The organism is Kribbella jiaozuonensis (genome assembly GCF_005233875.1).
Classification (GTDB): domain Bacteria; phylum Actinomycetota; class Actinomycetes; order Propionibacteriales; family Kribbellaceae; genus Kribbella; species Kribbella jiaozuonensis.
Map to the genome: position 1 here is coordinate 86,485 of NZ_SZPZ01000001.1, position 24,285 is coordinate 110,769.

24 protein-coding genes and 1 tRNA gene are annotated in these 24,285 nt (G+C 68.2%); 13 read left to right on the top strand and 12 right to left on the bottom strand.

What is annotated here, in order from left to right:
* Positions 1–9 precede the first annotated feature (9 nt).
* The 8 genes from FDA38_RS00460 (at position 10) to FDA38_RS00495 (ending at position 9,591) form a co-directional block, all read left to right on the top strand.
* Positions 10–1,311, top strand: a complete 1,302-nt coding sequence (locus FDA38_RS00460) for a nucleotide sugar dehydrogenase (protein WP_137252091.1) — start codon at positions 10–12, stop codon at positions 1,309–1,311.
* The gene (locus FDA38_RS00465; RefSeq protein WP_137252092.1) at positions 1,308–3,950 is read left to right on the top strand and encodes a glycosyltransferase family 4 protein; all 2,643 of its coding nucleotides are present in this window, start codon (positions 1,308–1,310) and stop codon (positions 3,948–3,950) included. Before FDA38_RS00460 ends, FDA38_RS00465 begins: the two co-directional genes overlap by 4 nt.
* Positions 3,951–3,962: 12 nt before the next feature.
* Positions 3,963–5,102 (top strand): glycosyltransferase, encoded by a 1,140-nt coding sequence (locus tag FDA38_RS00470; protein ID WP_137252093.1) that lies wholly within the window; start codon positions 3,963–3,965, stop codon positions 5,100–5,102.
* 46 nt (positions 5,103–5,148) lie between these two features.
* Positions 5,149–6,057: a hypothetical protein gene (locus FDA38_RS00475; protein ID WP_137252094.1), complete on the top strand. Its 909-nt coding sequence runs from the start codon at positions 5,149–5,151 to the stop codon at positions 6,055–6,057.
* 51 nt (positions 6,058–6,108) lie between these two features.
* The gene (locus FDA38_RS00480) at positions 6,109–7,080 is read left to right on the top strand and encodes a hypothetical protein (protein ID WP_137252095.1); all 972 of its coding nucleotides are present in this window, start codon (positions 6,109–6,111) and stop codon (positions 7,078–7,080) included.
* Positions 7,081–7,290: 210 nt separating this feature from the next.
* Positions 7,291–8,214 carry a hypothetical protein gene (locus FDA38_RS00485; RefSeq protein WP_202877511.1) on the top strand — a complete coding sequence of 308 codons (924 nt, stop codon included), beginning with the start codon at positions 7,291–7,293 and terminating at the stop codon, positions 8,212–8,214.
* 107 nt (positions 8,215–8,321) lie between these two features.
* Positions 8,322–8,507, top strand: coding sequence for a hypothetical protein (locus tag FDA38_RS00490; RefSeq protein WP_137252096.1), 186 nt, complete (start codon positions 8,322–8,324; stop codon positions 8,505–8,507).
* Positions 8,508–8,541: 34 nt separating this feature from the next.
* A complete protein-coding gene (locus tag FDA38_RS00495) occupies positions 8,542–9,591 on the top strand; it encodes a hypothetical protein (protein WP_137252097.1) in 1,050 nt (349 codons plus the stop codon).
* On the opposite strand, the gene FDA38_RS00500 is transcribed toward FDA38_RS00495, so the two are convergent.
* Entirely contained in the window at positions 9,540–10,415 is an 876-nt protein-coding gene (locus FDA38_RS00500) for an NAD(+)/NADH kinase (protein WP_137252098.1), read from the bottom strand. The genes FDA38_RS00495 and FDA38_RS00500 overlap by 52 nt on opposite strands.
* 58 nt (positions 10,416–10,473) lie before the next feature.
* Complete coding sequence (locus FDA38_RS00505) at positions 10,474–11,472, bottom strand: SPFH domain-containing protein (protein WP_137252099.1); 999 nt, start codon at positions 11,470–11,472, stop codon at positions 10,474–10,476.
* Between the two features lie 80 nt (positions 11,473–11,552).
* On the opposite strand from FDA38_RS00505, the gene FDA38_RS00510 reads away from it, so the two are divergent.
* The 3 genes from FDA38_RS00510 to FDA38_RS43345 all read left to right on the top strand — a co-directional run bounded on the left by FDA38_RS00510 (position 11,553) and on the right by FDA38_RS43345 (position 15,776).
* The gene (locus tag FDA38_RS00510; RefSeq protein WP_137252100.1) at positions 11,553–12,230 is read left to right on the top strand and encodes an NUDIX hydrolase; all 678 of its coding nucleotides are present in this window, start codon (positions 11,553–11,555) and stop codon (positions 12,228–12,230) included.
* Between the two features lie 182 nt (positions 12,231–12,412).
* Complete coding sequence (locus FDA38_RS00515; RefSeq protein WP_137252101.1) at positions 12,413–15,184, top strand: DUF4365 domain-containing protein; 2,772 nt, start codon at positions 12,413–12,415, stop codon at positions 15,182–15,184.
* A gap of 460 nt (positions 15,185–15,644) precedes the next feature.
* Positions 15,645–15,776 (top strand): hypothetical protein, encoded by a 132-nt coding sequence (locus tag FDA38_RS43345; RefSeq protein ID WP_267901730.1) that lies wholly within the window; start codon positions 15,645–15,647, stop codon positions 15,774–15,776.
* 99 nt (positions 15,777–15,875) lie between these two features.
* Here FDA38_RS43345 and FDA38_RS00520 read toward each other — a convergent pair whose 3' ends face one another.
* The 10 genes from FDA38_RS00520 to FDA38_RS00565 form a co-directional block, all read right to left on the bottom strand.
* The gene (locus tag FDA38_RS00520) at positions 15,876–16,781 is read right to left on the bottom strand and encodes a carbohydrate kinase family protein (RefSeq protein ID WP_170989535.1); all 906 of its coding nucleotides are present in this window, start codon (positions 16,779–16,781) and stop codon (positions 15,876–15,878) included.
* A gap of 94 nt (positions 16,782–16,875) precedes the next feature.
* Entirely contained in the window at positions 16,876–17,505 is a 630-nt protein-coding gene (locus FDA38_RS00525; RefSeq protein ID WP_137252102.1) for a CoA transferase subunit B, read from the bottom strand.
* Between the two features lie 2 nt (positions 17,506–17,507).
* Complete coding sequence (locus FDA38_RS00530) at positions 17,508–18,263, bottom strand: CoA transferase subunit A (protein WP_137252103.1); 756 nt, start codon at positions 18,261–18,263, stop codon at positions 17,508–17,510.
* Positions 18,264–18,351: 88 nt separating this feature from the next.
* The gene (locus FDA38_RS00535) at positions 18,352–19,284 is read right to left on the bottom strand and encodes a tetratricopeptide repeat protein (RefSeq protein ID WP_137252104.1); all 933 of its coding nucleotides are present in this window, start codon (positions 19,282–19,284) and stop codon (positions 18,352–18,354) included.
* A 62-nt stretch (positions 19,285–19,346) separates the two neighbouring features.
* Positions 19,347–20,045, bottom strand: coding sequence for a carbohydrate-binding family 9-like protein (locus tag FDA38_RS00540; RefSeq protein WP_137252105.1), 699 nt, complete (start codon positions 20,043–20,045; stop codon positions 19,347–19,349).
* A complete protein-coding gene (locus tag FDA38_RS00545; protein ID WP_137252106.1) occupies positions 20,038–20,442 on the bottom strand; it encodes a hypothetical protein in 405 nt (134 codons plus the stop codon). The genes FDA38_RS00540 and FDA38_RS00545 overlap by 8 nt, the downstream gene beginning before the upstream one ends.
* A gap of 9 nt (positions 20,443–20,451) precedes the next feature.
* Entirely contained in the window at positions 20,452–21,072 is a 621-nt protein-coding gene (gene lipB / locus FDA38_RS00550) for a lipoyl(octanoyl) transferase LipB (protein ID WP_137252107.1), read from the bottom strand.
* Between the two features lie 9 nt (positions 21,073–21,081).
* Complete coding sequence (locus FDA38_RS00555) at positions 21,082–22,371, bottom strand: J domain-containing protein (protein ID WP_170989536.1); 1,290 nt, start codon at positions 22,369–22,371, stop codon at positions 21,082–21,084.
* A gap of 71 nt (positions 22,372–22,442) precedes the next feature.
* Positions 22,443–22,519, bottom strand: a tRNA-Pro gene (locus FDA38_RS00560).
* 9 nt (positions 22,520–22,528) lie between these two features.
* Complete coding sequence (locus FDA38_RS00565; RefSeq protein WP_137252108.1) at positions 22,529–23,479, bottom strand: metallophosphoesterase; 951 nt, start codon at positions 23,477–23,479, stop codon at positions 22,529–22,531.
* A 26-nt stretch (positions 23,480–23,505) separates the two neighbouring features.
* Here FDA38_RS00565 and FDA38_RS00570 point away from each other — a divergent pair, with 26 nt between their 5' ends.
* Together FDA38_RS00570 and FDA38_RS00575 are read left to right on the top strand one after the other, a co-directional pair.
* Positions 23,506–23,973: a GatB/YqeY domain-containing protein gene (locus tag FDA38_RS00570; RefSeq protein WP_137252109.1), complete on the top strand. Its 468-nt coding sequence runs from the start codon at positions 23,506–23,508 to the stop codon at positions 23,971–23,973.
* 11 nt (positions 23,974–23,984) lie between these two features.
* Positions 23,985–24,281, top strand: coding sequence for a hypothetical protein (locus FDA38_RS00575; RefSeq protein ID WP_137252110.1), 297 nt, complete (start codon positions 23,985–23,987; stop codon positions 24,279–24,281).
* Positions 24,282–24,285: the final 4 nt, after the last annotated feature.

Sequence of the window (24,285 nt, forward strand, 5' to 3'; positions counted from 1 at the left end):
GGAGAACCTGTGCGTGTCAGTGTTGTTGCCTTAGGCAAGATCGGACTGCCGTTGGCGGTCCAGTTCGCGGCCAAGGGTCATCAGGTCGTCGGCGTCGACATCAACGAGAAGTTCGTCGAGCTGGTGAACGCCGGCAAGGAGCCGTTCCCGGGTGAGGCCCACCTGCAGGAGCTGCTCGCCGAGACCGTGGCCGACGGCCGTCTGCGGGCGACCACGGACTACGCGGACGCCATCCCGAACAGCGACGCGGTCGTCGTGGTCGTGCCGCTGTTCGTCGACGAGAAGACCGGCGAGCCCGAGTTCGGCTGGATGGAGAACGCAACCCGTTCGCTGGCCGAGCACCTCAGCCCCGGCACCCTGGTCAGCTACGAGACCACGCTGCCGGTCGGCACCACCCGCAACCGGTGGAAGCCGATGATCGAGGAGATCTCCGGTCTGACCGAGGGCACGGACTTCCACCTGGTGTTCTCGCCGGAGCGGGTCCTGACCGGCCGGGTCTTCGCGGACCTGCGCAAGTACCCGAAGCTGGTCGGCGGTCTGTCCGAGGAGGGCGCGAAGCGCGCCATCGCCTTCTACGAGGCGGTGCTGGACTTCGACGAGCGTCCCGACCTGCCGCGGGCGAACGGCGTCTGGGACCTCGGTTCGGCCGAGGCGTCGGAGCTGGCGAAGCTGGCCGAGACCACCTACCGCGACGTGAACATCGGCCTGGCGAACCAGTTCGCCCGGTTCGCCGGCCAGAACGGCATCGACGTACACGCCGTGATCGAGGCGTCGAACTCGCAGCCGTACAGCCACATCCACCGGCCGGGGATCGCGGTCGGCGGCCACTGCATCCCGGTCTACCCGCGGCTGTACCTGTGGACCGACCCGGAGGCAACCGTTGTCCGGGCCGCCCGCGAGGCGAACGCCGGTATGCCCGACTACACCATCGGCCTGCTCGAGGGCGCCTTCGGCGACCTGAAGGGCGCGAAGGTGGTCGTGCTCGGTGCGGCGTACCGTGGTGGCGTGAAGGAGACGGCGTTCTCCGGAGTCTTCCCGGCCGTCGAGGCGCTCAAGGCGCGCGGCGCCGAGGTGTCCGTGCACGACCCGCTGTACACCGACGAGGAGCTCCAGGGCCTCGGCTTCACGCCGTACACGCTGGGTACTCCGGTCGACGCGGCGGTGCTGCAGGCGGACCACGCGGACTACGCGCAGCTGAGCCCGGCCGACCTGCCGGGTGTGCAGGTACTCGTCGACGGTCGTGACCGCACCGACCCGGCCCGCTGGGCGGGCGTGCGGCGGATTGTGATCGGAAGGTCGGTCAGCCAGTGACAACTGCCGACCTGCGGGTCGTGATGATTGTCGCGAACGACGTCACCAACGACAGTAGGGTCCGCAAAGAGGCCGCAGCACTGGCCGAGACCGGAGCAGAGGTAACTGTGCTCGGGGTCTCGGCCAGCGGCCTGCCGTCGAGGGAGATGCTCGACGGTGCGCTGATCGTCCGGGTGGCGGTGCCGTTCGCACTGCGTGAGGAACGGAAACGAAGCCGTACGGCGCGACGCAACTGGCGGCCGCCGATGGTGGGGTACAAGCACCGCACGAGCTACGTGGCGCGCAGCGAGCGGATCCAGGCCGAGCTGAAGGAGCTCAAGGCCGACTCCGGTCATGCGATCGCGCGGGCGAAGGCGGGCCAGCGGAATCCACTCAAGTTCAAGGCCGGCGTCGGGACCCGCCTGCTCCGCCGGGCGCGCTGGAAGGCCGCCGAGCGGGCCAGCTGGGTCCGCAAGGGCGTGGGCAACAAGGCCGACGCGCCGTTCAAGTTCAGCTGGCGGGCGTACGACGGTGTGCTGCACCGGCTGCCCTGGCCGGCGCCGTGGCGCAAGCTGCACCCCGAGGCGCTGGACCTGGAGGTCGCGTTCGGCGACCTGATCGACCGCCTCGAGCCGGACGTGGTGCACGCGCACGACATGCACGTGATCGGTGTCGCCACCCGCGCCGCCGGCCGGGCGAAGCTGCGCGGCCGCACGTTGAAGGTCGTCTACGACGCGCACGAGTACGTCGCGGGCCTGTCGATGTACGGCGCGCGCACCCGGCGTTCGATCGCGGCCTGGGCCAACCACGAGCGCGAGTACATCGGCGACGTCGACCGGGTGGTCACCGTGAGTCCGGCGATCGCGACGCGGCTGCAGGCCGAGCACAAGCTCAAGCTGAAGCCGACCGTGGTGATGAACACGCCGAACCCTGCTGACGTGTCGGTCGAGGTGGCCGACATCCGCAGCCGGATCGGGCTGGCTTCCGACGTACCGCTGCTGGTTTACAGCGGTGGTGTGACGCGTGCACGCGGCGTCCACACCGCAGTACAGGCGCTGGTCGATCTGCCGGACGTGCACCTGGCTGTTGTGTGCGTGCCCGGTGTGGCGACGGATGCGGTCCGTGCGCTGCAGTCGCAGGCGATCGAGCTCGGTGTCGACAACCGGCTGCACTGCCTGGAGCCGGTGAAGCCCGACGAGGTGGTCGCGTTCCTGCGCACCGCCGACGTCGGCCTGATCCCGATCCTGCGCTACCCGAGCCACGAGATGGCGTTGCCGAACAAGCTGTTCGAGTACGCCTTCGCCGGCCTGCCGGTGGTCGTCAGCGACATGCCGAGCATGAAGGAGTTCGTCGACCGGACCCGGATCGGCGAGGTCTTCGCGGCCGAGAACACCGCGGACCTCGCGGCCAAGGTACGCACGGTGCTCGCGGACCTGGACAGCTACCGGGAGCGGGTAGCGGACCCGGTGTACCAGCAGGAGGTGTCCTGGTCCGGCCAGGCGGCCAACCTGCGCTCCCTGTACGGCGAGCTCACCGGGCGGCAGCTGGAGATCGTCCGCCCCGGCGGGCCGGTCGAGAAGAAGCGGCCGCACCTGCTGATCGGTCCGGTCAACAGCGCCGGTCAGGCCTGGCTGTGGGCTACCGCCGTCGAGCGCGAGGTGCCGGACGTCAAGGTCGAGTCGCTGACCACGGGCAGCGGCACGTTCGACTTCAAGGTGCACCGCACCGGGACGTATAAGCAGTACCGGACCGACCTGCGCTGGCAGCTCGAGCTGACGTCGTACGCGTTGCGTGAGGTCACCCATGTGCTGTTCGAGGCGGGGCGGCCGATGTTCGGTCAGCTGCGCGGGCAGATGTGGACCACCGACGTACCGATCCTCGAGCAGGCCGGGATCAAGCACGGCGTGTTGTTCCACGGCTCGGAGATCCGCGACCCAGCCCTGCACCGGGCGCGCTACCGGTACTCGCCGTTCCGCAACCCCGAGGACGAGCTGACCCAGCGGCTGCAGTCCGGCAACGACAACATGCGCCGGCACCTGCAGGGGTACGACGGCCCGGTCTACGTGACCACGCCGGACCTGCTGGAGTTCGTCGAGAACGGCATCTGGATCCCGCTGGCGGTCGACGTCGAGGGCTTCGCGTCGAACCGGCCGGTGCTCGAGCGCGAGGTTCCGGTGGTGCTGCACGCGCCGTCGGCCAGTGCGCTCAAGGGCTCGGCGTACGTCGACCCGGTACTGACGGATCTGGACGCGCGCGGCCTGATCACGTACCAGCGGGTGCAGGGCGTGCCGCACGCGGAGCTGGCCGAGATGGTCAAGGACGCCGACATCGTCGTCGACCAGATGCTGCTCGGCTCGTACGGCGTCTTCGCCTGCGAGGCGATGGCGGCCGGCCGGGTCACCGTCGGCCACATCGCGGACCCGGTCCGGGACCTGCTGCCGACCGATCTGCCGATCGCCGAGGCGACACCGGACGACCTGTCCGAGGTGATCGAGCGGCTGGTCGCCGAGCGCGACTCGGCCCGGAAGATCGCCGACGCCGGCCCCGGCTACGTCCGGGACCTGCACGACGGGCACCGGTCGGTCGAGGTACTGCTGCCGTTCCTGAAGAACGAGCTGGGCCCCAGGCTCGGAGCCGAGACCGAGGCCGGCGGCGAGTAGGTGCGGATTCTGATGATCGCGCAGTCCCCGATCGCCGGGGACTCGCGGATCCTGCGGGAGGCCACGGCGCTGGCCGCGGCCGGTCACACGCTGCACGTGATCGGCCGCGACGTCCCGGACGGCTTTGAAGTCGGCCCGGGGATCACAGTGGAGTCGGTCTCCCGCTCCTCCGGTCTACGGACCGGGAACGGCGGGCTGACCGTCGGGCACGGGCATTCCGGGCCCAAGGTGCTGGCGAAGCGGTTCGGGCGGTGGTTGCTGCTGCCCGAGCACCGCAACCGCACCGAGAAGCACTGGCGTACCGCTGCCGCTCCGGTTGTCGCTGCGGCAGGGCCTGTCGATGTCGTGCATGCGCATGACTTCAACACGTTGGAGCTCGCAGCGGAGTACGCCGCGAAGTGGTCGGCCAAGCTGGTTTATGACAGCCATGAGCTGTGGTTCGACCGAGCGCTACCGGGCCGGCCGACGCCGCTGTGGCGGGCGCGCGGGCGGCGGTACGAGGTTTCGCTCGCGTCTCGTGCGCGGGTGGTGTTCACGGTGTCCGACGGGATCGCGGAGCGGTTGCGTTCGCGTGGGTTGTCCGACGTACGCGTCGTACGGAACACGTTCCCGCGGGCTGACGACGTACCGGCTGCGCCGGACCGGCCGGAGGGGTTGCTGTACGCCGGTCGCGTGGGTGCGGGCCGGGATCTGCCGACTGTTGTTGCTGCGGCGCGGCAACTGTTGCCGTTCCGGACGGTGCTGATGGGGTCGGTGGATCCCAACTATCGCTTGGATCTGGGCCCGGTGGAGACCGTCGCGGAACGGTCGATCGACGAGGTCGACGACACGCTGCGGACGTACGGCATCTCGCTCGTCACTCTCACCAACACGTGCGAGAACCACCGCCTTGCCCTTCCTAACAAGCTCTTCCACGCCGTCCGCGCCGGCGTCCCCGTTGTCGCCGCTGACCTGCCCGAGCTGCGTGCGGTCGTGACGCAGTACAAGCTCGGTGGGCTGTACGAGCCTGGCAACGCGCAGTCGCTGACGGCTGCGGTCCGCTCGGTGATCGAGAACTACAGCACGTACACGGACGGCGTCCGCACAGCCGCCGCAGAGCTCAACTGGGAGCACGACGCAGCCACCCTGGTGACTGCCTACTCCGAACTGTAAGAACTTTCTGCGTCCTCCACGCATCAAGCTGGGTGAGGGGGACGCCATGAAGCGACGGATTGCGGCTTTGGCCGGAGGTGCGGCGCTCATAGCCGCCACGGTAGTGCCGACGAACGCACACGCAGCTGGCAGCGCGGTGTGCCAGGTTTGGCTGGGATCGGTGACTGCGACCGGTATGCAGCGGAGTCTCACTGTGACCGCGAACCTCCCGCCGACGATCGAGCAGGGCCAGTCCCTCGCGGTCTATCAGCCTGGGCAGGTCCGGCTCAGTGCCCGGCAGACGTCCGAGCCGGGGCCTGGAGGCACCGACCGTTACGGGTACGTCGTCGTCGGCGACGGGCTCTACTACGGCGGCTATCGCACGGACATGGCCGGCGGTCTGGATCCGTCGAACCCGCCCGGCCTCGGCCGGATCGGCGGCGGCTGGACGAACTTCACCGCGATCGAGCTCGCCGACTACGCGAGCTACCCGGACGGCAAGATCAACCACACCGTGTTCTACGGACTGCGCAACGACGGCGTCCTGTTCCGCTGGAACCAGGTGCGGGGAGGACTGCGGGCGAGCGGTTCGTACCCGGGCTTCGCGTCGGTCAAGTCGATGACGCTGATCGCGAAGACGCCGACGTACGACACCTTCCTGGCCAACACCCGCGGCGGTGCGCTCTACACCATCCGGATCCCACTGACCTCGCCGATGAAGCCGATCGTGACACCGGTCCGTACGCGCACCTGGCAAGGCTTCGAGACGCTGTCGGCGATGTCGTGCGGCAAGAACGGCACGCTGCTGCTGGCGATCGACAAGGACACCAAGACTGCCAACCTGTACGCCGTCGGCCATGCGAACGGCACGGCAACGGTGATCCTGTCGCGGGGTGTGGTCCCGGGTACGCTCGACGACCCGGTCTACTTCCGTTGGGTGCCGATCTCGCTGTTCGACGTCGCCAACGGCGACTGAGCCGCAACCTTTCGTGCTTGCTCTGTATCAGAGTGTGTGAAAGGGGTGGACATGAATCGACGACTGACTGCTTTGGCGGGCTGCGCGGCGCTCGCGCTGACTGCATTGATGCCTGCAGCTGCCCACGCGGCGAAGCCTGATCCGACCAAGCCCGGAGCGACGGTCCCCGGGACCAATAAGAAGATCACCGCGGCGCAGGCCAGCGCCTGCTTCGTCTGGCAGGGCGGGGTGACCGCGAGCGGCGGGCACCACTTCGCGGACCCGACGGCGACGACGCCTCCGCTGGTGGCGGACAACTGGACCACCGCCGGGGTGTACGCGCCCGGGCAGGTCCGGCTGAGCGCGCGGCAGACCATCGAGCCGGACATCTCCGGCACCGATCGCTACGGGTACGTCGTGATCGGCGACGCGCTCTACTACAGCTACTACCAGGCGTACGAGGACGGCACCATCGACAACCGGTCGCTGACCCGGGTCGGTGGCGGCTGGGGCAGCTTCACGTTCCTGGAGACCTCGGACTACGAGAGCCCGGACAACGGGACGAAGAAGATCTATCGCTCGACGTCGTACGCGCTGCGCAACGACGGCGTGCTGTACCGCTGGAACATCGGCGAGAAGGGCTGGCAGGCCAGCGGGTCGTACCCTGGCTTCTCGTCCGCCAAGACGATGACGCTGATCGCGAAGACCCCGACGTACGACACCTTCCTCGCGAACACGCGCGGCGGGGCGCTCTACACGATCCGGATCCCGTCGGCGTCCCCGATGAAGCCGGTGGTGAAGCAGGTTCGGACGCGCACGTGGCAGGGGTTCGAGACGCTGTCGGCGATGGGCTGCGGTCAGTACGGCACGCTGCTGCTCGGCATCGACAAGGACACCAAGAAGAACTACCTGTACGCCGTTGGCCACGCCAACGGCCTGTCCACCGTCATCCAGTCCCGCGGCGAAGTAGCCGGCGACCTCAGCGACCCGGTCAACTTCCGCTGGGTAACCATCCCCGTCTACGACACCGCCAACGGCGAGTAGGCCGCCGCGCCGGCCAAAGGACACCGCTTCGCGGCGGCTGCCTTTTGGCCGGCTTCGCCGGGGTGCGGGTTGCGGCGATGCGGGACCGCTTCGCCCGGCCCGGCTGAGAGGTCGGGGCGATGACGCATTGCGTAACCGTGGTGGGGTGCGGAGCATCGAGGTAGGTGGGGGATCGACTGGGCGGTACCGGTCGACTGGAGGGTGCGGATCATGTGGCGACGGCTGATGGGAGCTGGAGTTGCGGTCGTGCTGGTCGCGGCGATCGCGACTCCGGGGGCGGCGGCGCGAAGCGGTGGGGCCAGTGCTACAACGGCATGCTGGTTCGACTTCGGGTCGGACACGGTGGCCGGAGCTCAAACGCAGACCAGGGTGGTGGCAACCGCGCCACCGACCGTCCTGAAGACGCTGACAACGGATCAGGTTTACCGAGGCGTGGGGACAGTACGCCTCAGTACCAGCTTCGCGAACGAGAACGGAATCAACACGGGTAGGTACCGGCATGGCTTGGTGGTGATCGGAGACGCACTGTCGAGCACCTACTACTCGATCACCGGGGATGGTCGCGTCGACCCGACCCAGCCGCGGGAGTTTCTCCATCGGATCGGGGGCGGCTGGACGCCGTACCGGTTCCTCGAGAGTGCGCCGTACGCCGCGTTCGGCGGAGCCGCCGTCACCCGGACGAATCGGTACGCGTTGCGCTCCGACGGCGTACTGGTCCGCTGGAACGCCGACTGGCGGCTCACGCGTTCGTTCCCGGGGTTCTCCGCGGTCAAGACGATGGTGTTGATCAGCAAGACGGCGACGTACGACACCTTCCTGGTAAACACCCGCGGCGGTGCCCTCTACACGGTCCGCATCCCGACCTCGGTGCCGGCCAAGCCGATCGTACGCGTGGTGCGTACCGCGACCTGGCAGACTTTCGAGAGCCTGATCGCGGCTCGCTGCGGTCAGTACGGAACGCTCCTGATCGCCATCGACAAGGACACCAAGGCCGGATACCTGTACGCCGTTGGTCACACCAACGGTACTGCCACAGTGATCAAGGGGCTCGGCAAGCTGTCGGCGACATTCGCCGATTCGGTCTATTTCCGGTGGACGCCTGCCGCCACATCGGATCAGCTCAATGGGGATTGAGCGGTGACCAGAATCTGAAGCGCGGCCTGCGTCGCGCGGTCCACGGGGGTGTAGGTGATGACGTGCTGGCCCGTGTCGCCCGGTAGTTGGAGGGACTCGAGCCGGGCATGATCGACGGCACCGAACTCGCCGACAGCTTTCCGGACAGCCTGCGTGCCATGGTGGACGACCTGCGCAGCACCCTCCCCGCTGTCCCGAGGAGTGAGGTCGCCGGGCTCATCGCGTACGTCGTCAGCCGGCCGCGGGATGTGAATCTGCCGCACCTGATCATCCAGCCGTCGAAGGAGGTCTAGCGCCTGTTCACCCGGGCTTCGTAGCGTCGCGCGTATGATCACGACGCGACGTACGTTGTTGAAGGCCGGCGCCCTGGGGATCGGGCTCGCTGCGACGCCGGGGCTTTCGTTGGCCGCCCGGCCGCGGCGGACTCGGGTGCTGTTGGCAACCAACGAGCCGTGGGGGACGTACCACGCCCAGCCGTTGCTCGCCGAGGCGAAGTGGCGGGGGTGGGAACTGGTCCAGGTCGTACCGGATCTGACCCAGATCAAGCCGGGCGATCCGGTGACGGTTGCCACGCTCAACGACGTACCGCAGGCTGATCTGCTGGTCGTGAACGGCGCCGAGGACTGGCCGGCGGACGTGGCGAAGGCGCTGAAGCGGTTGCCGATGGCAGCGAGTTCGCTGGCGTACCTGAATCCGGTGGAAGCCGTGCGGGCGAAGGAGTTCCGGCGTCGGCTGGAGTTGGTGACGGCGGCGTCGCCGGCCGAGTCCGACGTGTTCGCGAAGTACCTGGGATGGAATCGTCGGGTGCGGATGGTCGGGTCGGCTCAGACTGACGACCTGCCGGACTACAAGCCGCAGACGGATCGCGTTCTCGTGCTGACGAGCGTGACGCACCCGGATCAGACCGGCAATGCGGCGCCGGGCACGCAGTTGCTGCTCGACGCGGCCGCGAAATTGGAGGCCGCGGGGAAGCACATTGTCGTCGGGTTGCATCCGCGCGAAGACCGGACGTTGTGGGAGCAGTACGAGATCAGCGCGCTCGGCTCGGTCCCGGAGTCGGCGACGGTCGAGTGTGCGGTCGGAATTCCGGGTACGGTCTTCCCGATCGTCGCGGCGGTCGGCGTACCGCTGGTCGGGTGCGTGGACCCGAAGTTGCAGGTACCGGAGTACATCCTGAGCGTGTGTTCGTCGACCATCGACGCACCCGAGCAGGCGGTCGACGCGATCGAGAACGCCGAGCCGGCCAGCCGTGGCGCGGTCTTCAACGCGGTCGGGCCGATCGGCGGCTCGGCCCGTCGGCTGTACTCGGCCTGGAACACGACCATTCAGACCACGAGGTGCAACTTCACCGCGGCCACGCCGACCTCGACGCGCTGACCCCAGCTCAGCGCGAGCGTGTCGGACTCCATCCCGTCACCGAAGACGACCAGGTCCGACTCGGCCGTGATCGTCAACGAATCCGGTGCCTTCAGCAACCCTTCGGTGTTGTCGATGCCGGTCGCCGGTGACGGCCAGGCCTCGCGCACGAACCAGCACAGCATCGGATCGGTCGGCCCCGGCAGCCCGAGCGGACTGCGTCGTTCCTGCCAGGCCGATCGGCACCAGCCGGTCGATCCGGTGCTGGTGCCGACCAGGATCCCGGACGACGACTGCCGCTCGGGCAGCGCGTCGGGCGAGCTGAGGCGGTACCGGGCGGATTGGTGCGTGCGGTGGCCGACGTACACCTCGTTGAGCGCCAGCAGTTGCTGGCCGTCATCGGTGCTTGCGGCAACCATTGTGCGTTCGGCGAATGTCCGGGTGACGAGCAGGTCTGCGATCGCATCCGGTTCGTGCGGTACGAGTACGCCGGGGTTGCGGGCCGGCTCGGGGTTGATGCCGATCACCGGCTGACCGTCGAGGTACTTCGCGACGTTGGCGACGAGCCCGTCCTGGCCGACCGCGATCACCACGTCCTCCGGCCCGAACCCGAACCGGTCGAGATCGTTACGCTCGGCAACAGCTCGGCGCCAGTCCAGCGGGATCGCCGCCGAGACCGTGGCCAGCGCGTCCTGCTGGGCCTGGTGTCGCGCGTCGAGCTCGGCCAGGTCACGCCCGCGCCCGGCCAGGAAGAACCCGGCCTGCTGCCGCGTCCCGTGCCGGGCGACCAACTCGGTCAGCTCGGTCGCCCGATGCACGATCACCGCCCGGGGTGGGAGGCTCATGGTCGACCTCCCGTGGCGGGCCGCCCCCGGCGCGGCCCGCCACGCCATGGCCTCCGGATCATGCCGTCTCCCCGGAGGTCAGCTTGGTGAGGAGTGGGGTGAGGAGGTCCGGGGTCACGTTGAGAGTGCCGATGTCCGGAAGCGCGCCCTGCTTGATCGCGAGCGCGAGGATCGTGCCCTGGTCCAGGTCGGCGTACGCCTCGAGCAGCGCCTTCTCGGTGACGGCTTCCGCTGCGCCGATCACGCGCTTGGCGTCGGCCTCCGCCTCGGCCAGCGCGCGCTGTCGTGAGGCCGCGGCCTGCGTCTCGATCTGACCGGCCGCGGCGGCCTCGGTGGCACGCATCCGTTCGTTCTGACCACGCTGGTTGACGAGCTGCTCCTCGCGGCGGGCGAGTTCGATCTGGTTCTGCAGTTCGTTCTCCGCGATGGAGCGTTCCCGCTCGACCGCCATCGCGCGACGTTCGTACGTCGCCTTGTCCGCGGCCTGCTGCACCATCTCGCGGGTCGGAGTTTGCAGCGCCTTCTCGACATCCCGCTCCGCCCGCACGGCGACCACGCGGACATCCTCGACGCCGATACCCAGACCGGTCAGGCGGTGGTCCTCGCGCAGGCCGGTGCCGACTGCCTGGCGCAGCGACGTCATGCCCTCGGACAGGGCCTCGGTGAGCGTCATGCGGGCCAGCAGGTCCAGTGCGGTCTGCTGTGCGAGCTCGGTCAGCAGACCGCCGAGCTGCTCGAGTGGAGTGGCTCGCCATAGCCCCGTGTCCGGGTCGATCCCGAAGTCGAGGCGGCTCGAGGCCAGCGCCGGGTCGGTGACGCGGTACGTCACGCTCGCCTGCACGGCGACGTCCTGGAAGTCCTGCGTCCGGCCGTGGAACAGCAGCGGCTGCTCGCGGTCGTCGATCGGGATCTCGCTCAGCGACGAGTTCAGCGCCCGGAACCAGAACGCCTGGCCGGCGCCGTCGTGCGCGACCTTGCCGTTGCGCAGGTGCCGCACGTGGGTGGTCGGGTTCGCGCGCAGGTGGCTGATGAAGCGGAACCGGGTGATGTCTGCCATCTCTTCGTTCTCCTTGTCGTCACTATGACGATAAGGGGTTGCGTGACTTCTCGTCAAGGTGACGATTAGAGTGGGTTGTTATGGACTTCGAGCCGCTCGGCCTGGCCGCCGACCTGGTCATCCTGACCGTGCGCGACGGCCGCCTCCAGGTGCTGCTGATCCGCCGGGGCATCCCGCCGTACCAAGGCCGCTGGGCACTGCCGGGCGGCTTCGTCCGCCCGGACGAGGACCTGGAGACGACCGCACGCCGGGAGTTGGCCGAGGAGACCGGGCTGTCCTCGGACCGGATCCACCTCGAGCAGGTCGCGACGTACGGCGCTCCCGATCGCGACCCGCGCGGCCGGGTGGTGAGCGTCGCGTACCTGGCTCTGGTCCCGGATCTACCCGCGCCGGTCGCCGGGTCGGACGCGGCGTCGGCGCAATGGGTCGAGGTGGCGGAGGTCGATGCGGGGCGGCTGGCGTTCGACCATCACCGGATCCTGGCGGACGGCGTAGAACGGGCGCGGGCGAAGCTGGAGTACTCCCCGCTGGCAACGGCGTTCTGCCCGCCCGAGTTCACAATCTCCGAACTACGCGGCATCTACGAGGCCGTCTGGGGCACACCCCTCGACCCCCGCAACTTCCACCGCAAAGTCACCAAAACCGCCGACTTCGTAACCCCCGCCGGCACCACCACAACCCGAGACGGCGGCCGCCCCGCCCAACTCTTCCACCGCGGCACCGCCACCACCCTCCACCCCCCGATGACCCGGGCTTGACGCCTACCGCGAGACGGTCCGTCGGCGGTCGCGGAATCCTAGTCGGCCTAGGAGTTGACGACGGGGGCTCCTCGTCGGGGACATGGCCGAAGCCTGCGAGAGCCGCCCTCCAAATGAACATACGAGCGGCACGTTGGTTGCTAAGCGCGACAGATGCCCGTTCAATTTGATGGACTGGCGTTATGGCCACTCCGGTGCACTCGACCAAGACGACGGGCTCCCGGGGGGAGCTCAAGGCCCAGGTCATCTTCGCCGACATCGGGTGGGCTCCCCCAGTCAAACTCAGCGAGGACATCGGGACCGACCTCGTCACGTTCGCTCGCGACAATGCGGCTCCGGAGGAGAAGGAGAACGCCTGGGACCTCGGGGCGCCCGTCTTCATTCAGGTCAAGGGCAGTGAAAGTGAGTATCTGAAGCCGACTAACAAGAGGAACGGGGAGCAAGGCTGGTGGTTCGACGAGTCCGACACCTACCACTTCGACCACTGGCTCTCCTTCGGGCTGCCGTACCTGCTGGTCCTCGTCGATACCAAGAACCAGATCGGGTATTGGGCCGAGGTCACCGGTGATGCCATCGTCCCCACCGGCAAGGGCCGCAAGATCTTCGTCCCCGCCGGTCAGAAGATCGACGAGACCAACCTCGACGCGCTGACCAAGATCGCGATCTCACGCCGCAGGTATGCCCTTGAAGGTGCGGTCTGGAACGGCACCCTGAACGACCTTGCGCCCGCAGATCGGCTGCGCAACGCTCTGATCCTCCCCCGCCTAGTCGCGCCGCACGCCAACCGAACTATCGACAAGGTCAGCTTCGAAGAAGCTGTGGCAATGGTCATGCGGAACCGGTTCGTCGAGCTCGTGCACCGGGCCAATGAAGGAAAATGCCCGAAGGTCGAGGACTGGGAGTCCCACAAAGAGTGGAGCTGGCGGTTCGTTCATGCGCTCCGCGAGCTTGTCAGCACTGGCGGCGGTGACCGGTTCGAGCAGCTCGCAGCAGATGCTCGTCACCGGTTCGAACGCGATGCGTGCCTCGTCCTGCGAGCTTGTACTGCCTACGCCAGCGGCCACGCGCAGGATGCAGTGGACGTCCTCAAACCCAGCTCGGCCACGAAGCCGGCGGACCGCGGATGGCTCCTCGTCCAGCGAGCCGCCTTCCTTCTCGAACTCGATAAACCCGCGGAGGCTGCCACGATCGCGAAGAAGGCGCTGGTTGCGACCAAAGCACTCGACGGCGACCTCTCCGTCAGCGCCATTCGCGGTGCTGCCGCCTCCATCCTGTACACCGTCGCCGGGTTCGCCGCAGGCGACCTCGCGGGCACCATCACCGCACAAGACCACGCCGGGAACTGGTGGCGGGCTCAGGACGTCAGCTGGGCCCTCGAGAAGGACCTGACGCTCCGATTCGAAGGCTGGACCTCGAACAACACGACGCACTTCATCAACAGCTCCGCAGGCGACGACCTGACTACTGTGGCGTGGAACGCCGCCTTCAGTGCTGCCTGGAATGCCTGGCGGCACCTCACCGCGATGACCGCCCAGATCACGTTCACCTCAACGACCGACCCGGTCCGTCTTGCGGCAGCCCTTGACGCACTGATCTTCATCGGCGAGAAGAAGGCATCGAAGGATGCCACGCGGAAAATATGGCTCGACGGGCCGGTAGACCCCCTACAAAGCCTGGTCAATGCTATTGCGTACCGGCCATGGACCAAGCGTGACGAAGGCCCGGCGATGGCCGTCCTCTCCCAGGCCGGTGACCTGCTCGACGTGAAGGCTGCGGACCACGTCGTGCAGCGCATCCTGGACTTGCTCAAGACCGACGGGCCCGTACGCGTTCACGGAAGCACCTGGAGCTACCGCTGGCCCGAGGCCGGCGACACGCTGGCGCGGGTCCTAAAGGGGGCCTCGACGAGGTCGAAGAGGAAAGTCGCCGACCTCATCACAACCGACTTCGCGACCTGCGACGACTCGATCGCGCACGCGTACATATGTGTCGCTCACGCCCTCGGCGCCACTGACCTCGGCGCCACACGTGTCAACAAGCTCATCAAGGCGGCCATCAAGCGACCTGACCACTACGCCATCGACCTGCTCGGGGCCATCGCCCCCGTCAGCCCCGAGGCTGTCGCAGAACTTCGTACGCGTGCGGACGCCGGCGACGGCCGTGCCGTCCGCGCCCTCCTGGTCGCCGGCTCAACGGACCGCGACGACTTCCTCGCGTTAGGGAAGAGTGCCACGACGACCGTGCGCACCATGGTTGCGGATGCTCGGGGAAACGACGGCACTATAAAGATGAGCGGCCACGTCAATGATCAGCTCGACGACCTGACTCTCGCCGCGCTCAACACCGACGACCGAAAGCTTTGGAAAGAGGTCACCGACGCTCTCGAGGCGTGCGTTATCGAGGAGACCCAGCAGCAGCGTGCAATCCGCCGTCTCGCCGCGCGCTTCAAGACACTCCCGCCGTACGTGCAGAGGAAGCTGAACAGGCTGGCACCGACCCTGCACGGTCGATCGTTCGGGATCGCGCTCGGGCGCACCAATGAGTTCGCCGCCGCCGTGACCCAACTGCGGATCGCAACCGGCACTGTTCCGGACCTCGAGGTCGAGGCGCAGCTCCTCAGCGAACGCCGGGCCGACCCAGTCGGCTTCGCCAGGACGCTCGCGGCCTGGAACTCCGAACGCAAACTCCCCTTCCTCGCCACCATGGTCGTGGACGACAACCCTGCGGTCCGCGCGCAGGCAGGTTTCAGCATGATCGAATACGCGCACAACTACCCCGATGATCGCGACCGCGCGTTCGCCCTCATCCGCAGCGCCCTCATGCAGGAGAAAGGCTGCGCACTCCTCGACGGTCTGGCCCAGGGCCTAACGGCGTACCCGGCTAAAGAACTCGCGACCCTGGAGGACACACTGCGGAGCCACAGGTCAGCGGTCATCCGAGAGCGTTTCGTCTAGGACAACTGACGGCAACAGCCCTGCGGCTGATGGCTGCGCAGCAACTGTCGGCCGTCTCGACATCGTCGTGAAGAGTGGCGCCAGCTACCTCGGTGCCGATGCGACCCCGGACACCATCACCGACACCATCGCCGGCGCTTCGACCGGTACGTCCCGCTCACCGAGCGGCTGCTCCTGCTCCTGCGTGTCTCCGACCGACCCGACATCGTCAACCTCATCTGCGCCGCCGGCAGGTAGGCCGGCGCTGCGCTGCTCCGAGATTCACACGGCGTTCTACGCGGCGAAGCACGCCCGGGCCGGGTACGCCAAAGTCTTGTCTGTGCGCCACCATCCGGAATGGCGCCGCGTCATCTTGTCCTTCCTGCCAGACCTCTTCCAGGTCGGCTCACGTGACGCCGACTCAACCTCACCGCCAACTCAGTCGTCGACCTAGCAGACACTGAGAGGTTGCTCCGAGAGCTTGCAGTACGAGCTGCTGGCGGCGCATGCGGATCCGATGTTGTGGACGCCTGATGCGGTCGCTTGGTCGTGGGTGAAGGGCGGGGAGTGGCGTGATTTCGTCGCGCCGTACTCGACCGTGATCCGGGTCTAGACGCGCGAAACCCGGCTCGCCAACCGTCCGGATGACTGCCGGGTTCACTTCCCGAGGGCTACTGCCCTGAGCTACCACCAGTATACAGACACCTCATCTTCACGGAGCTTGTCTGCTTCGAACAGCTAGTTCTTCGGCGGTGATGAGGTTGGTGTGGGTGCCGGGGGAGCCGCAGGACCAGGCGCCGGCGATGGTGCCGGCTTGGGCGGCGGCGGGCCAGGGGGCGCCGTCGAGGTAGAGGGCGAGGAAGGCGGCTACGTAGGCATCGCCGGCGCCGTTGGTGTCTATGACGGGGCGGTCGGGGAAGGTGATGGCGGGGAAGTGGCGGATCGGTTCGCCGCGGACGTGGAGGTAGCTGCCGTCGGCGCCGGCCATCGCGACCACGACCTCGGCGCGGCCGTTGGCGAGGATCCATTCGACGCCGTCGGGCGGCAGCGAGGTGGTCGAGACGAAGACGATGTCCGACGCGGTCGCGAAGTCCTTGTGGTGGCCGTTGCGGCCGTCCCAGTCGTGCAGGTCGGTGGAGATCGAGCGGTCCGCGGCGATCGCGTCGCCGAGAGCGTCGCGGGCGAAGTCCATGATCGAGACGTGGACGTGCTGCGCCTGGCGGATCACCGGTCGCCACAGCCCCGGGTCGACCCGCAGCCCGGCCGGGTGGCGCCCGTCGTACATCGAGAGGCGGCGACCGTCCGGGCTGACCAGGTTGACCGAGCGCCGGGTGCCGCTCGGGTGCAGCGCGACCCGCAGCGGCAGGCCCAGCTCCTGGTACGTACGGCGGATGCGAGCGCCCTCGGGGTCGTCGCCGATCACGTCCACCAGACCGGCGTTGAGTCCGAGCAGGTGGCAGCCCAGCGCGACACCGTGCCCGGTGTGCCCCAGGTACGACTCGATCGGTTCGACCGCGATCGTGTCCACATCATCCAGCGGCAGGCTCGGCACCCGCACGATCGTGTCGATCCCGATTCCACCGATCACCAGCACATCCAACTCCACGGGTCCCGTCATACCCGACTTTCACCAGGGATCACAGGTGTCTTTCGGAAGCTGAACGCACTATTCGTATCCGGGCACGGTCAGTCCGCGCCCGATTGCCGGAAGCTCATTGCTTGATCGGGGCGCCGGTCTTCTCCTGGAGTTCGTCGAAGGTGACGCAGTCGGCGAGCTCGACCAGCTGCAGGCCGTCGTCGGTGATGTCGAGTACGGCGAGATCCGTGATGATCCGGTTCACCACGCCACGCCCGGTGTACGGCAGGTCGCACTCCTCGAGGATCTTGTGCGAACCGTCCTTGGCGACGTGCTCCATCAGCACGATCACCCGCTTGGCGCCGTGCACGAGGTCCATCGCGCCGCCCATGCCCTTGACCATCTTGCCGGGGATCATCCAGTTGGACAGGTCACCCTTGGCCGAGACCTGCATCGCGCCGAGGATGGCCGCGTCGATCGCCCCGCCGCGGATCATCCCGAACGACAGCGACGAGTCGAAGAACGACGCGCCGGGGAGCGTCGTGACGGTCTCCTTGCCGGCGTTGATCAGGTCCGGATCCTCCTCGCCGGCGACTGGGTACGGCCCGACGCCGAGGATGCCGTTCTCGGACTGCAGTACGACGGTGACGCCGTCCGGGATGTAGTTCGGTACCAGCGTCGGCAGGCCGATCCCGAGGTTCACGTACGAGCCGTCGTCCAGCTCCGTGGCCGCCCGCGCCGCCATCTGCTCACGGGTGAGTGGCATGCTCAGGCCCCCTTCTGAACGGTGAGCTTCTCGATCCGCTTCTCAATATCCTTGCCGACAGCAACAACACGCTGGACGTAAACGCCCGGCAGGTGGATCGAGTCCGGGTCCAGCTCACCAGGCTGGACCAGCTCCTCGACCTGCGCGATCGTGACCCGGCCGGCCATCGCGGCCAGCGGGTTGAAGTTGCGCGCGCTGCGGTCGAAGACCAGGTTGCCGTGGGTGTCGCCCTTGAGCGCGTGCACCAGGCCGAAGTCGGTGGTGATCGAATCCTCCAGCACGTACGTCGTGCCGTTGATCTCCCGCGTCTCCTTCGGCTCCGACGCCTTCGCGACCGAGCCGTCCGCGTTGTACTTCTGCGGCAGCCCGCCCTCGGCGACCTGCGTACCGACGCCGGCCAGCGTGTAGAACGCGGCGATCCCGCAGCCGCCGGCCCGCAGCTTCTCGGCGAGCGTGCCCTGCGGCGTCAGCTCGACCTCCAGCTCGCCGGTCAGGAACTGGCGGGCGAACTCCTTGTTCTCCCCGACGTACGACGAGGTCATCTTGGCGATCCGCTTGTCCGCGAGCAGGATGCCCAGGCCCCAGTCGTCGACGCCGCAGTTGTTCGACACCACGCTGAGCCCGCTCACCCCCTTGTCGTGCAGAGCGCTGATCAGCTGCATCGGGTTGCCGCACAACCCGAAGCCCCCGACCGCGAGGCTCGCCCCGTCCCCGATGTCCGCCACCGCTTCCTGCGGCGACCCGTACGTCTTGTCCATCAGCTGCTCCGTTGCAGTCGTCGGTGCGGATTCGCTCCCGACTCTAACCAGCACCACCGCCTGCCGCGATGTGGCTGGCACCACACTGCTAGGCGGAGGCTTCGGACGCGTTCAGCACGCGGAGCTCGTGCAGGGCCTCGAAGTGGGCGTCCTCGAGGTTGGGGAGCGTCAGGACGGCCGAGAGATGGCTACGAGCGGCTGGGACGTTGCCGGAGTACCGGGCTGTGCGGGCCAGTCCCAGTCTGGCCGCGGCGACGGTCTCCGGGAGGTCTGCGTGCTCGCCGATGGACAGTGCGCGGCTGTAGTCCGCGTGAGCGTCCTCCAGCTTCCCCAGCCGTCGGTAGAGGTCAGCGCGCTCACACAGCAGCAGCGCGGTCTCCTCAGCCAGGCACAGCTGCTCGGCGAGCTCCAGCGCCTCGGTGGTGATGTCCAGCGGCTCGTCGACGACCTGGCGGAGCGAGCAGAGGGCCAGGAACATGCCCCAGCGGTCCTCGAGCATCCGGAAGCGGCCCAGCGCCGTACGCAGAGCCTGGGCCGCATCGTCCGGCGCAGCCGCCGTCAGCCCCGGGTAGCCGCGGCAGAGCTCCACAGCGGCCCGGGTCCAGGCGTCGCCGCTCTCGTTCCGCTCCAACACGTCCTCGACGACATCGGCCGGCTCGAACGGTCCGAAGACCAGCGACCACAGCAGCACGGTCACGGAGTACTGGAAAGGGCCTGTCGTGGTCAGAACGATCTGCTGGGCGAGCTCCAGCTGCTCCTGCTCGGCGGACCCGGCGCCGTGGATGACGGCGAGCAGGTACTCCTCGTCCAGCCCGACCGGAACCGTCCGGCCGAGCATGCTGAGTACCCGCTCCGCCGCGGCCGCAGCCTCGTCCTGGAGCCCGTTGGACCACCAGTACGCCGAGTAACGCGCAACGAGCCGCAGGGCGGTCCGCAGGTCGCTCTCACACGCGCGCTCGATCGCGCTGACGACCTGGTCCGCCTCCAGACTGTGTGCCTCTCCGGAGCCCCCCAAGTTCACGTACCTCATTGTTGCGCGGCCCTGTTAACGCCACGTCACGGGGGTCACGGGGGTCACAGAGGTCAGAACCTGAGGACGCCCCAGCGGTCCGGCCGGTGCATGTCCTCGATGCCCTGCGGGGACCAGACCCAGAACTCGATCTGGTCACCCTTCACGTACGCACCGTCGACGACCTCGTGCGGCCACTCGCACCGCATCAGGTTCATCCGCCACTCGTCACCCGGGTTCGGCGGGGTCGCCCGGCCCTCGTTGTACGACGCGAGGTCGGCCCACGGTACGGCGAGCTCCACCGACCACGCGGTGTCCGTGTCGGACGGGTCGTTGACCGTACCGTCGACGTGGATCGCGGTCCGCAGCCCGGGTAGGTTCGTCGGGTCGATCGGCAGGCCGCCGTCGACGTACGGCTTGGGCAGCGTCAGCTCCCAGATCGTGCCGAGCGGGTTGATCTCGAACTCGTAGTAGTTCAGCCCGTCGCCGTCCGGGTCCAGGAACAGCTCGAAGTTGTTCTCGTGGAAGAGCTTGCTGTTCTTCTCGGTCATCGTCGACCAGATGTGCGGCTCCTCGAGCAGGCCGCCGACGTACAGGTACCGGTCGTCGTACATCAGCTTCGCCCGGGTCCCGAACCGCGGCGCGGGGCCGTCGTGGATCGGGACGAAGTCGGTGGTCCAGGGCGCGGCCTCCCAGGCGGGGTCGGTCAGGGTGCCGTCGAGGTTCGGCGCGGTGGTGGTCCGCGGGCACTCGTAGACGGGCAGGTCAGGCATCGGCACGCTCCAGCAGTCGGGCGACGAGATTGGCGAGCAGGAAGGTGATCGCGGTCAGCGCCGGTACGACGGCGATGATCCACGGCGAGTCGAGATGACCGGTCAGGAACGCGACGACGAGCGCCACCATGAACGCGACCCCGAGGAACGGGATCAGCTTCGGATGCGGCATCGCGAGCCGGCTGAGGGCGAGGCCGCCGAGCACCATCGTGACGGCCACGATGACCACCAGCAGCGGGAGCCCGAGGGCGCCGCAGTTCGTGGTGTCGCGGAACCGGTCGCAGCTGCGCTCGCTCAGCCAGACGAAGGCGATCGTCGCGAACCCGCAGAGCAGGCCGACAACGGCCAGGATCAGCGCCGGCGGCAGCGGCGGGGCGTCGTACCGTCCCTGACTCATTCCCGAAGGTTATCGGGCTCCCAGGGAGTTCGCGATCGCGTCACGTACGTCGGCGTCGGTGGGCGTGGGCACGCCGCGTTCGGCCGCGAGCTCGGCCAGCGAGGTCATCGTGACGTCGTGCAGCCCGCAGCTCGTGAACGTGTGAAACACGGTCATGTCGGGGTCGACGTTGACCGAGAAGCCGTGACTGGTCACGCCGCGGCGGATCCGCATCCCGATCGAGCACAGCTTCCGGCCGTCCTCGGTCCAGACCCCGACCAGGCTGCTCGCGCCCTTCGGCGTGTCCCGGCGTACCAGCGGGAAGCCGAGCGAGCCGAGCGCGTCGATCAGCCCGTTCTCCACCCAGCGGACGATGTCGACCGGGCCGCGCTGCTTGAGGTCGATGACCAGGTACCCGACCAGCTGGCCCGGTCCGTGGTACGTCGCGAAGCCGCCGCGATCCACCGCGATCGCCGGGGTGCCGGCGGGCAGATCCTCCGGCGACGTCCGCGGCCCGTACGTGATCACCGGCGGATGGCTCAGCAGGAAGAGACGGTCCTCGGCCTTGCCCTCGATCCGCTCCTCGACCCAGCCGCGCATGTCCTTCGCCGCGACGTCGTACTCGACCTCACCCAGCTCAACTCGCTGCATGCTTTCAGCCTAGGCATACGGCGCGCGGTGCAGGATGTCGTACAGCGTGAGGCGGTCGAGCAGCAGGCCCTCCGGCTGCAGCCACGCCTGGAGCTGGCTGGCCGCGGTCTGGGCGGGCAGGCAGGTGATGGCGGCCTCCGATCCCAGTGCGGCGGTGATGCCGCCCTGGCCGTCGACGGCGGGGTGGACGACCAGGAAGCCGCGGACCTCGACCGGGGCGAGGCGCTGTCGCCATGCGGCGACGGCAGCATCCAGACCGGAGACCGGGCTGTCGAGTGGTACGCCGTTCAGCTGCAGCGCACCGTACACGTCCAGTGCGTAGTGCCCCGGCGGTCCGACGACCGATGAGATCAGCGCGACGCGGTGGCCGTTGAGAAGAAGGTGGCTGACGGCCATGTCGCCGATCCGCGCGCCGTGGACCAGCTTCGAGGCGGGGAGTGCGTTGACGACCGGGTCCAGGACACGGGCGGTACGCCTATGGCGCAGTACGTCGGCCGGCGCGAGCCACGCCGTACGCCCGTCGTCCACGAGCGGCTCGCCGGGGCGGCCCCAGAGGTTGAAGTCGTACGCCGCTGTGGGGTCGATGGTCCGGTCCAACTTGTGCACCTTCGACCAGCGTCCGGTGAGGAAGCGGGTGAGCATCAGGCCGACGAGCAGGGCGATGATCACGACCCGCTGGAGCGCGGTCGCACCGCTCTTCGAGAAGGGAAACAGCACCAGGAAGTACAGCAGCGCGGTGACGATGCCGAACGCCTTGAACACCCGATGCAGCGGAATCCGTTTGCTCCAGTGCGGCGGCATGGCCACCACGATCATCGCGACCGTGCCGACGGCGAAGACGATGTCCGACACGCCGTTGAGCCCGCCGATGGCGATGATCGCGATGTCCAGCACTGTCAGGACAGCGAGCGACAGCAGCGCCGGCAGTCGCCAACGCCCGAACGCCGGGACGACCTCGATGCCGCCGGACAGCGGCTCTGGCACCGGCTGCGAGGCCTGCGCCGAGGTCTGGGTCCAGGTGAACGGATCCGGCTCGGGCTCGGGCTCCGGATCGGGCTGACGGGTGTAGGTCGGTTCTTCGTACGTCGGTGGGCTGTTGCGCGCGTCCAGGGTGCGGTCGTAGGCGGCCCGCTTCGCCGGATCGCCCAGCGTCGTCCAGGCTTCCTGCACCATCCGGAACAGCGCAGCGTTGCCGCCCTGGTCCGGGTGGACCTGGCGGACCAGGCGCCGGTACGCCGACTTGATCTCCGCCGTCGTGGCGGTTCGCTCGACGTTCAGCACCTCGTAGTGGTCAGACACCCCAGCGCACCTCCACAAACAGGCCTGAAGCGCACTCAGGGCCAGCCACCTAAGTGACTGGCCCTGAGTGTTGGTCGGGCTGACAGGATTTGAACCTGCGACCTCTTCGTCCCGAACGAAGCGCGCTACCAAGCTGCGCCACAGCCCGAAGTCGCGGTTAGCTTACATGGGCCGAGCGTCCGGACGAAATCGGGTTAATCCGTGGGACGAGGGTGAGCAGTGTCGCCTCCGGCCGGCACGCGAACCGCACCGGCGCGTACGGCGAAGTACCGAGGCCGGCGGACACGTGCAGGGCAGCCTGGCGGCCGTCGTATCCCCAGGTGGACAGGCCCTTCACCCGAGACGTGTCGAGGTCGCAGTTGGTCACCAGCGCGCCGTACAGCGGCACTGCCAGCTGGCCGCCGTGCGTGTGACCGGCCAGGACCAGGGGATACCCGTCGCCGACGAAGCCGTTCAGGACCCGCTGGTACGGCGCGTGCGTGACGCCGATCGAGAGGTCGGCCGTCGGATCGATCTCCCCGGCGACCTCGTCGTACCGGTCGCGCTTGATATGCGGGTCGTCGGTGCCGGCGAAGTCGAGGCGTACGCCGTTGACCTTGAGGGTGGCCTTGGCGTTGTTCAGGTCCGTCCAGCCGGCGCCGGTGAACGCGCGGCGCATCTCCTCGTACGGCAGGTCGGGGCCGTGCGGCTTGTGGCGCTGTTTGTGGGCCGGGAGCAAGTACTTGCCCGGGTTCTTGAAGTGCGGCTTCCAGTAGTCGTTGGAGCCGAAGACGAACACGCCGGGCAGGTCCAGCAGGTCGCCGTAGGCACGGAGCAGCGGCCGGACCGAGTCCTCGTGCGAGAGGTTGTCGCCGGTGTTGACGATCAGGTCGGGCTCGAGCGCGGCGAGCTCGTTCACCCAGCGGATCTTGCGCTCCTGGGTGGGCCAGAGGTGTAGGTCGGACAGGTGCAGCACCCGGAGGGGCGCCGTACCTTCGGGGAGCACCGGGACGGTGACTCTGCGCAGGGTGAACCAGCGCACCTCGATGGCTGCGGCGTAGGCGACACAGGCGGCGCCTACGGCGGTGACGGCGGCCGTCGTCTTCAGGGCGGTCCTGGCGATGCTCATTTCACCAGCCTGCCACAATCGTGGTCATGTCCAACTCCGGAATGAAGCAGCGCCTGCACGACGACATGACCGCGGCCCTGAGGGCGCGCGACGAGATCCGCAAGTCGACCCTGCGGATGGCGCTCACCGCGATCACCAAGGCAGAGGTGGCCGGCAAGGAGGCCCGCGAGCTCAGCGACACCGAGATCGTCGACGTACTCAGCTCCGAGGCGAAGAAGCGCCGCGAATCCGTCATCGCCTACCGCGACGCCGGCCGCGCCGAGCTCGCCGACAAGGAACAGGCCGAGGCGGACATCCTCGCCGAGTACCTCCCCGAACAACTCACCGAGGACGAGATCAAAGCCCTGGTCACCGAAACCATCGCGGCCACCGGCGCCGCCGCCCTGGGCCCCCGAGGCATCGGCAAGGTCATGGGCGCCCTCCAACCCAAGGTCAAGGGCAAAGCCGACGGCTCCGTGGTCTCAGCCGAAGTAAAGCGCCAACTCGGCGCCTGATCCGAGCTGCCATGGGGATATGGCTGTACATCCTGAGCGTGCCGGTGCCCGGGCTCCTCGCCGCGAGCGTTCCGGTACGACGGATGCGCGCGCGAGCTCTCGCGTCCGACGACCTGTGCTGGCGCTACCTGATCCGGGTTCTGGTCCTGCTCGCGCTCACGTGCGTCGTGGCTGCGATTGCCGCGACGCACGACTACCCGAACAGTCCGATGTACCCGGTGGTCGCGTACGGGCCGGGCCTGGCACTGGCAGCCGTTCGCCTGGGACTTGAGGCGAAATACGTGCGGCAGGTGCTCGCCGGCCCGTGAGCCT

Bases quoted from the DNA above. Each gene is read 5' to 3' on its own strand.
- FDA38_RS00485 (WP_202877511.1), top strand. From the start codon at position 7,291: ATGTGGCGACGGCTGATGGGAGCTGGAGTTGCGGTCGTGCTGGTCGCG.
- FDA38_RS00540 (WP_137252105.1), bottom strand. From the start codon at position 20,045: ATGCCTGACCTGCCCGTCTACGAGTGCCCGCGGACCACCACCGCGCCG.
- lipB (WP_137252107.1), bottom strand. From the start codon at position 21,072: ATGCAGCGAGTTGAGCTGGGTGAGGTCGAGTACGACGTCGCGGCGAAG.
- FDA38_RS00480 (WP_137252095.1), top strand. From the start codon at position 6,109: ATGAATCGACGACTGACTGCTTTGGCGGGCTGCGCGGCGCTCGCGCTG.
- FDA38_RS00545 (WP_137252106.1), bottom strand. From the start codon at position 20,442: ATGAGTCAGGGACGGTACGACGCCCCGCCGCTGCCGCCGGCGCTGATC.
- FDA38_RS00565 (WP_137252108.1), bottom strand. From the start codon at position 23,479: ATGAGCATCGCCAGGACCGCCCTGAAGACGACGGCCGCCGTCACCGCC.
- FDA38_RS00570 (WP_137252109.1), top strand. From the start codon at position 23,506: ATGTCCAACTCCGGAATGAAGCAGCGCCTGCACGACGACATGACCGCG.
- FDA38_RS00575 (WP_137252110.1), top strand. From the start codon at position 23,985: ATGGGGATATGGCTGTACATCCTGAGCGTGCCGGTGCCCGGGCTCCTC.
- FDA38_RS00470 (WP_137252093.1), top strand. From the start codon at position 3,963: ATGATCGCGCAGTCCCCGATCGCCGGGGACTCGCGGATCCTGCGGGAG.
- FDA38_RS00500 (WP_137252098.1), bottom strand. From the start codon at position 10,415: ATGAGCCTCCCACCCCGGGCGGTGATCGTGCATCGGGCGACCGAGCTG.
- FDA38_RS00510 (WP_137252100.1), top strand. From the start codon at position 11,553: ATGGACTTCGAGCCGCTCGGCCTGGCCGCCGACCTGGTCATCCTGACC.
- FDA38_RS00530 (WP_137252103.1), bottom strand. From the start codon at position 18,263: ATGGACAAGACGTACGGGTCGCCGCAGGAAGCGGTGGCGGACATCGGG.
- FDA38_RS00495 (WP_137252097.1), top strand. From the start codon at position 8,542: ATGATCACGACGCGACGTACGTTGTTGAAGGCCGGCGCCCTGGGGATC.
- FDA38_RS00520 (WP_170989535.1), bottom strand. From the start codon at position 16,781: ATGACGGGACCCGTGGAGTTGGATGTGCTGGTGATCGGTGGAATCGGG.
- FDA38_RS00475 (WP_137252094.1), top strand. From the start codon at position 5,149: ATGAAGCGACGGATTGCGGCTTTGGCCGGAGGTGCGGCGCTCATAGCC.
- FDA38_RS00525 (WP_137252102.1), bottom strand. From the start codon at position 17,505: ATGCCACTCACCCGTGAGCAGATGGCGGCGCGGGCGGCCACGGAGCTG.
- FDA38_RS00515 (WP_137252101.1), top strand. From the start codon at position 12,413: ATGGCCACTCCGGTGCACTCGACCAAGACGACGGGCTCCCGGGGGGAG.
- FDA38_RS00505 (WP_137252099.1), bottom strand. From the start codon at position 11,472: ATGGCAGACATCACCCGGTTCCGCTTCATCAGCCACCTGCGCGCGAAC.
- FDA38_RS00490 (WP_137252096.1), top strand. From the start codon at position 8,322: ATGATCGACGGCACCGAACTCGCCGACAGCTTTCCGGACAGCCTGCGT.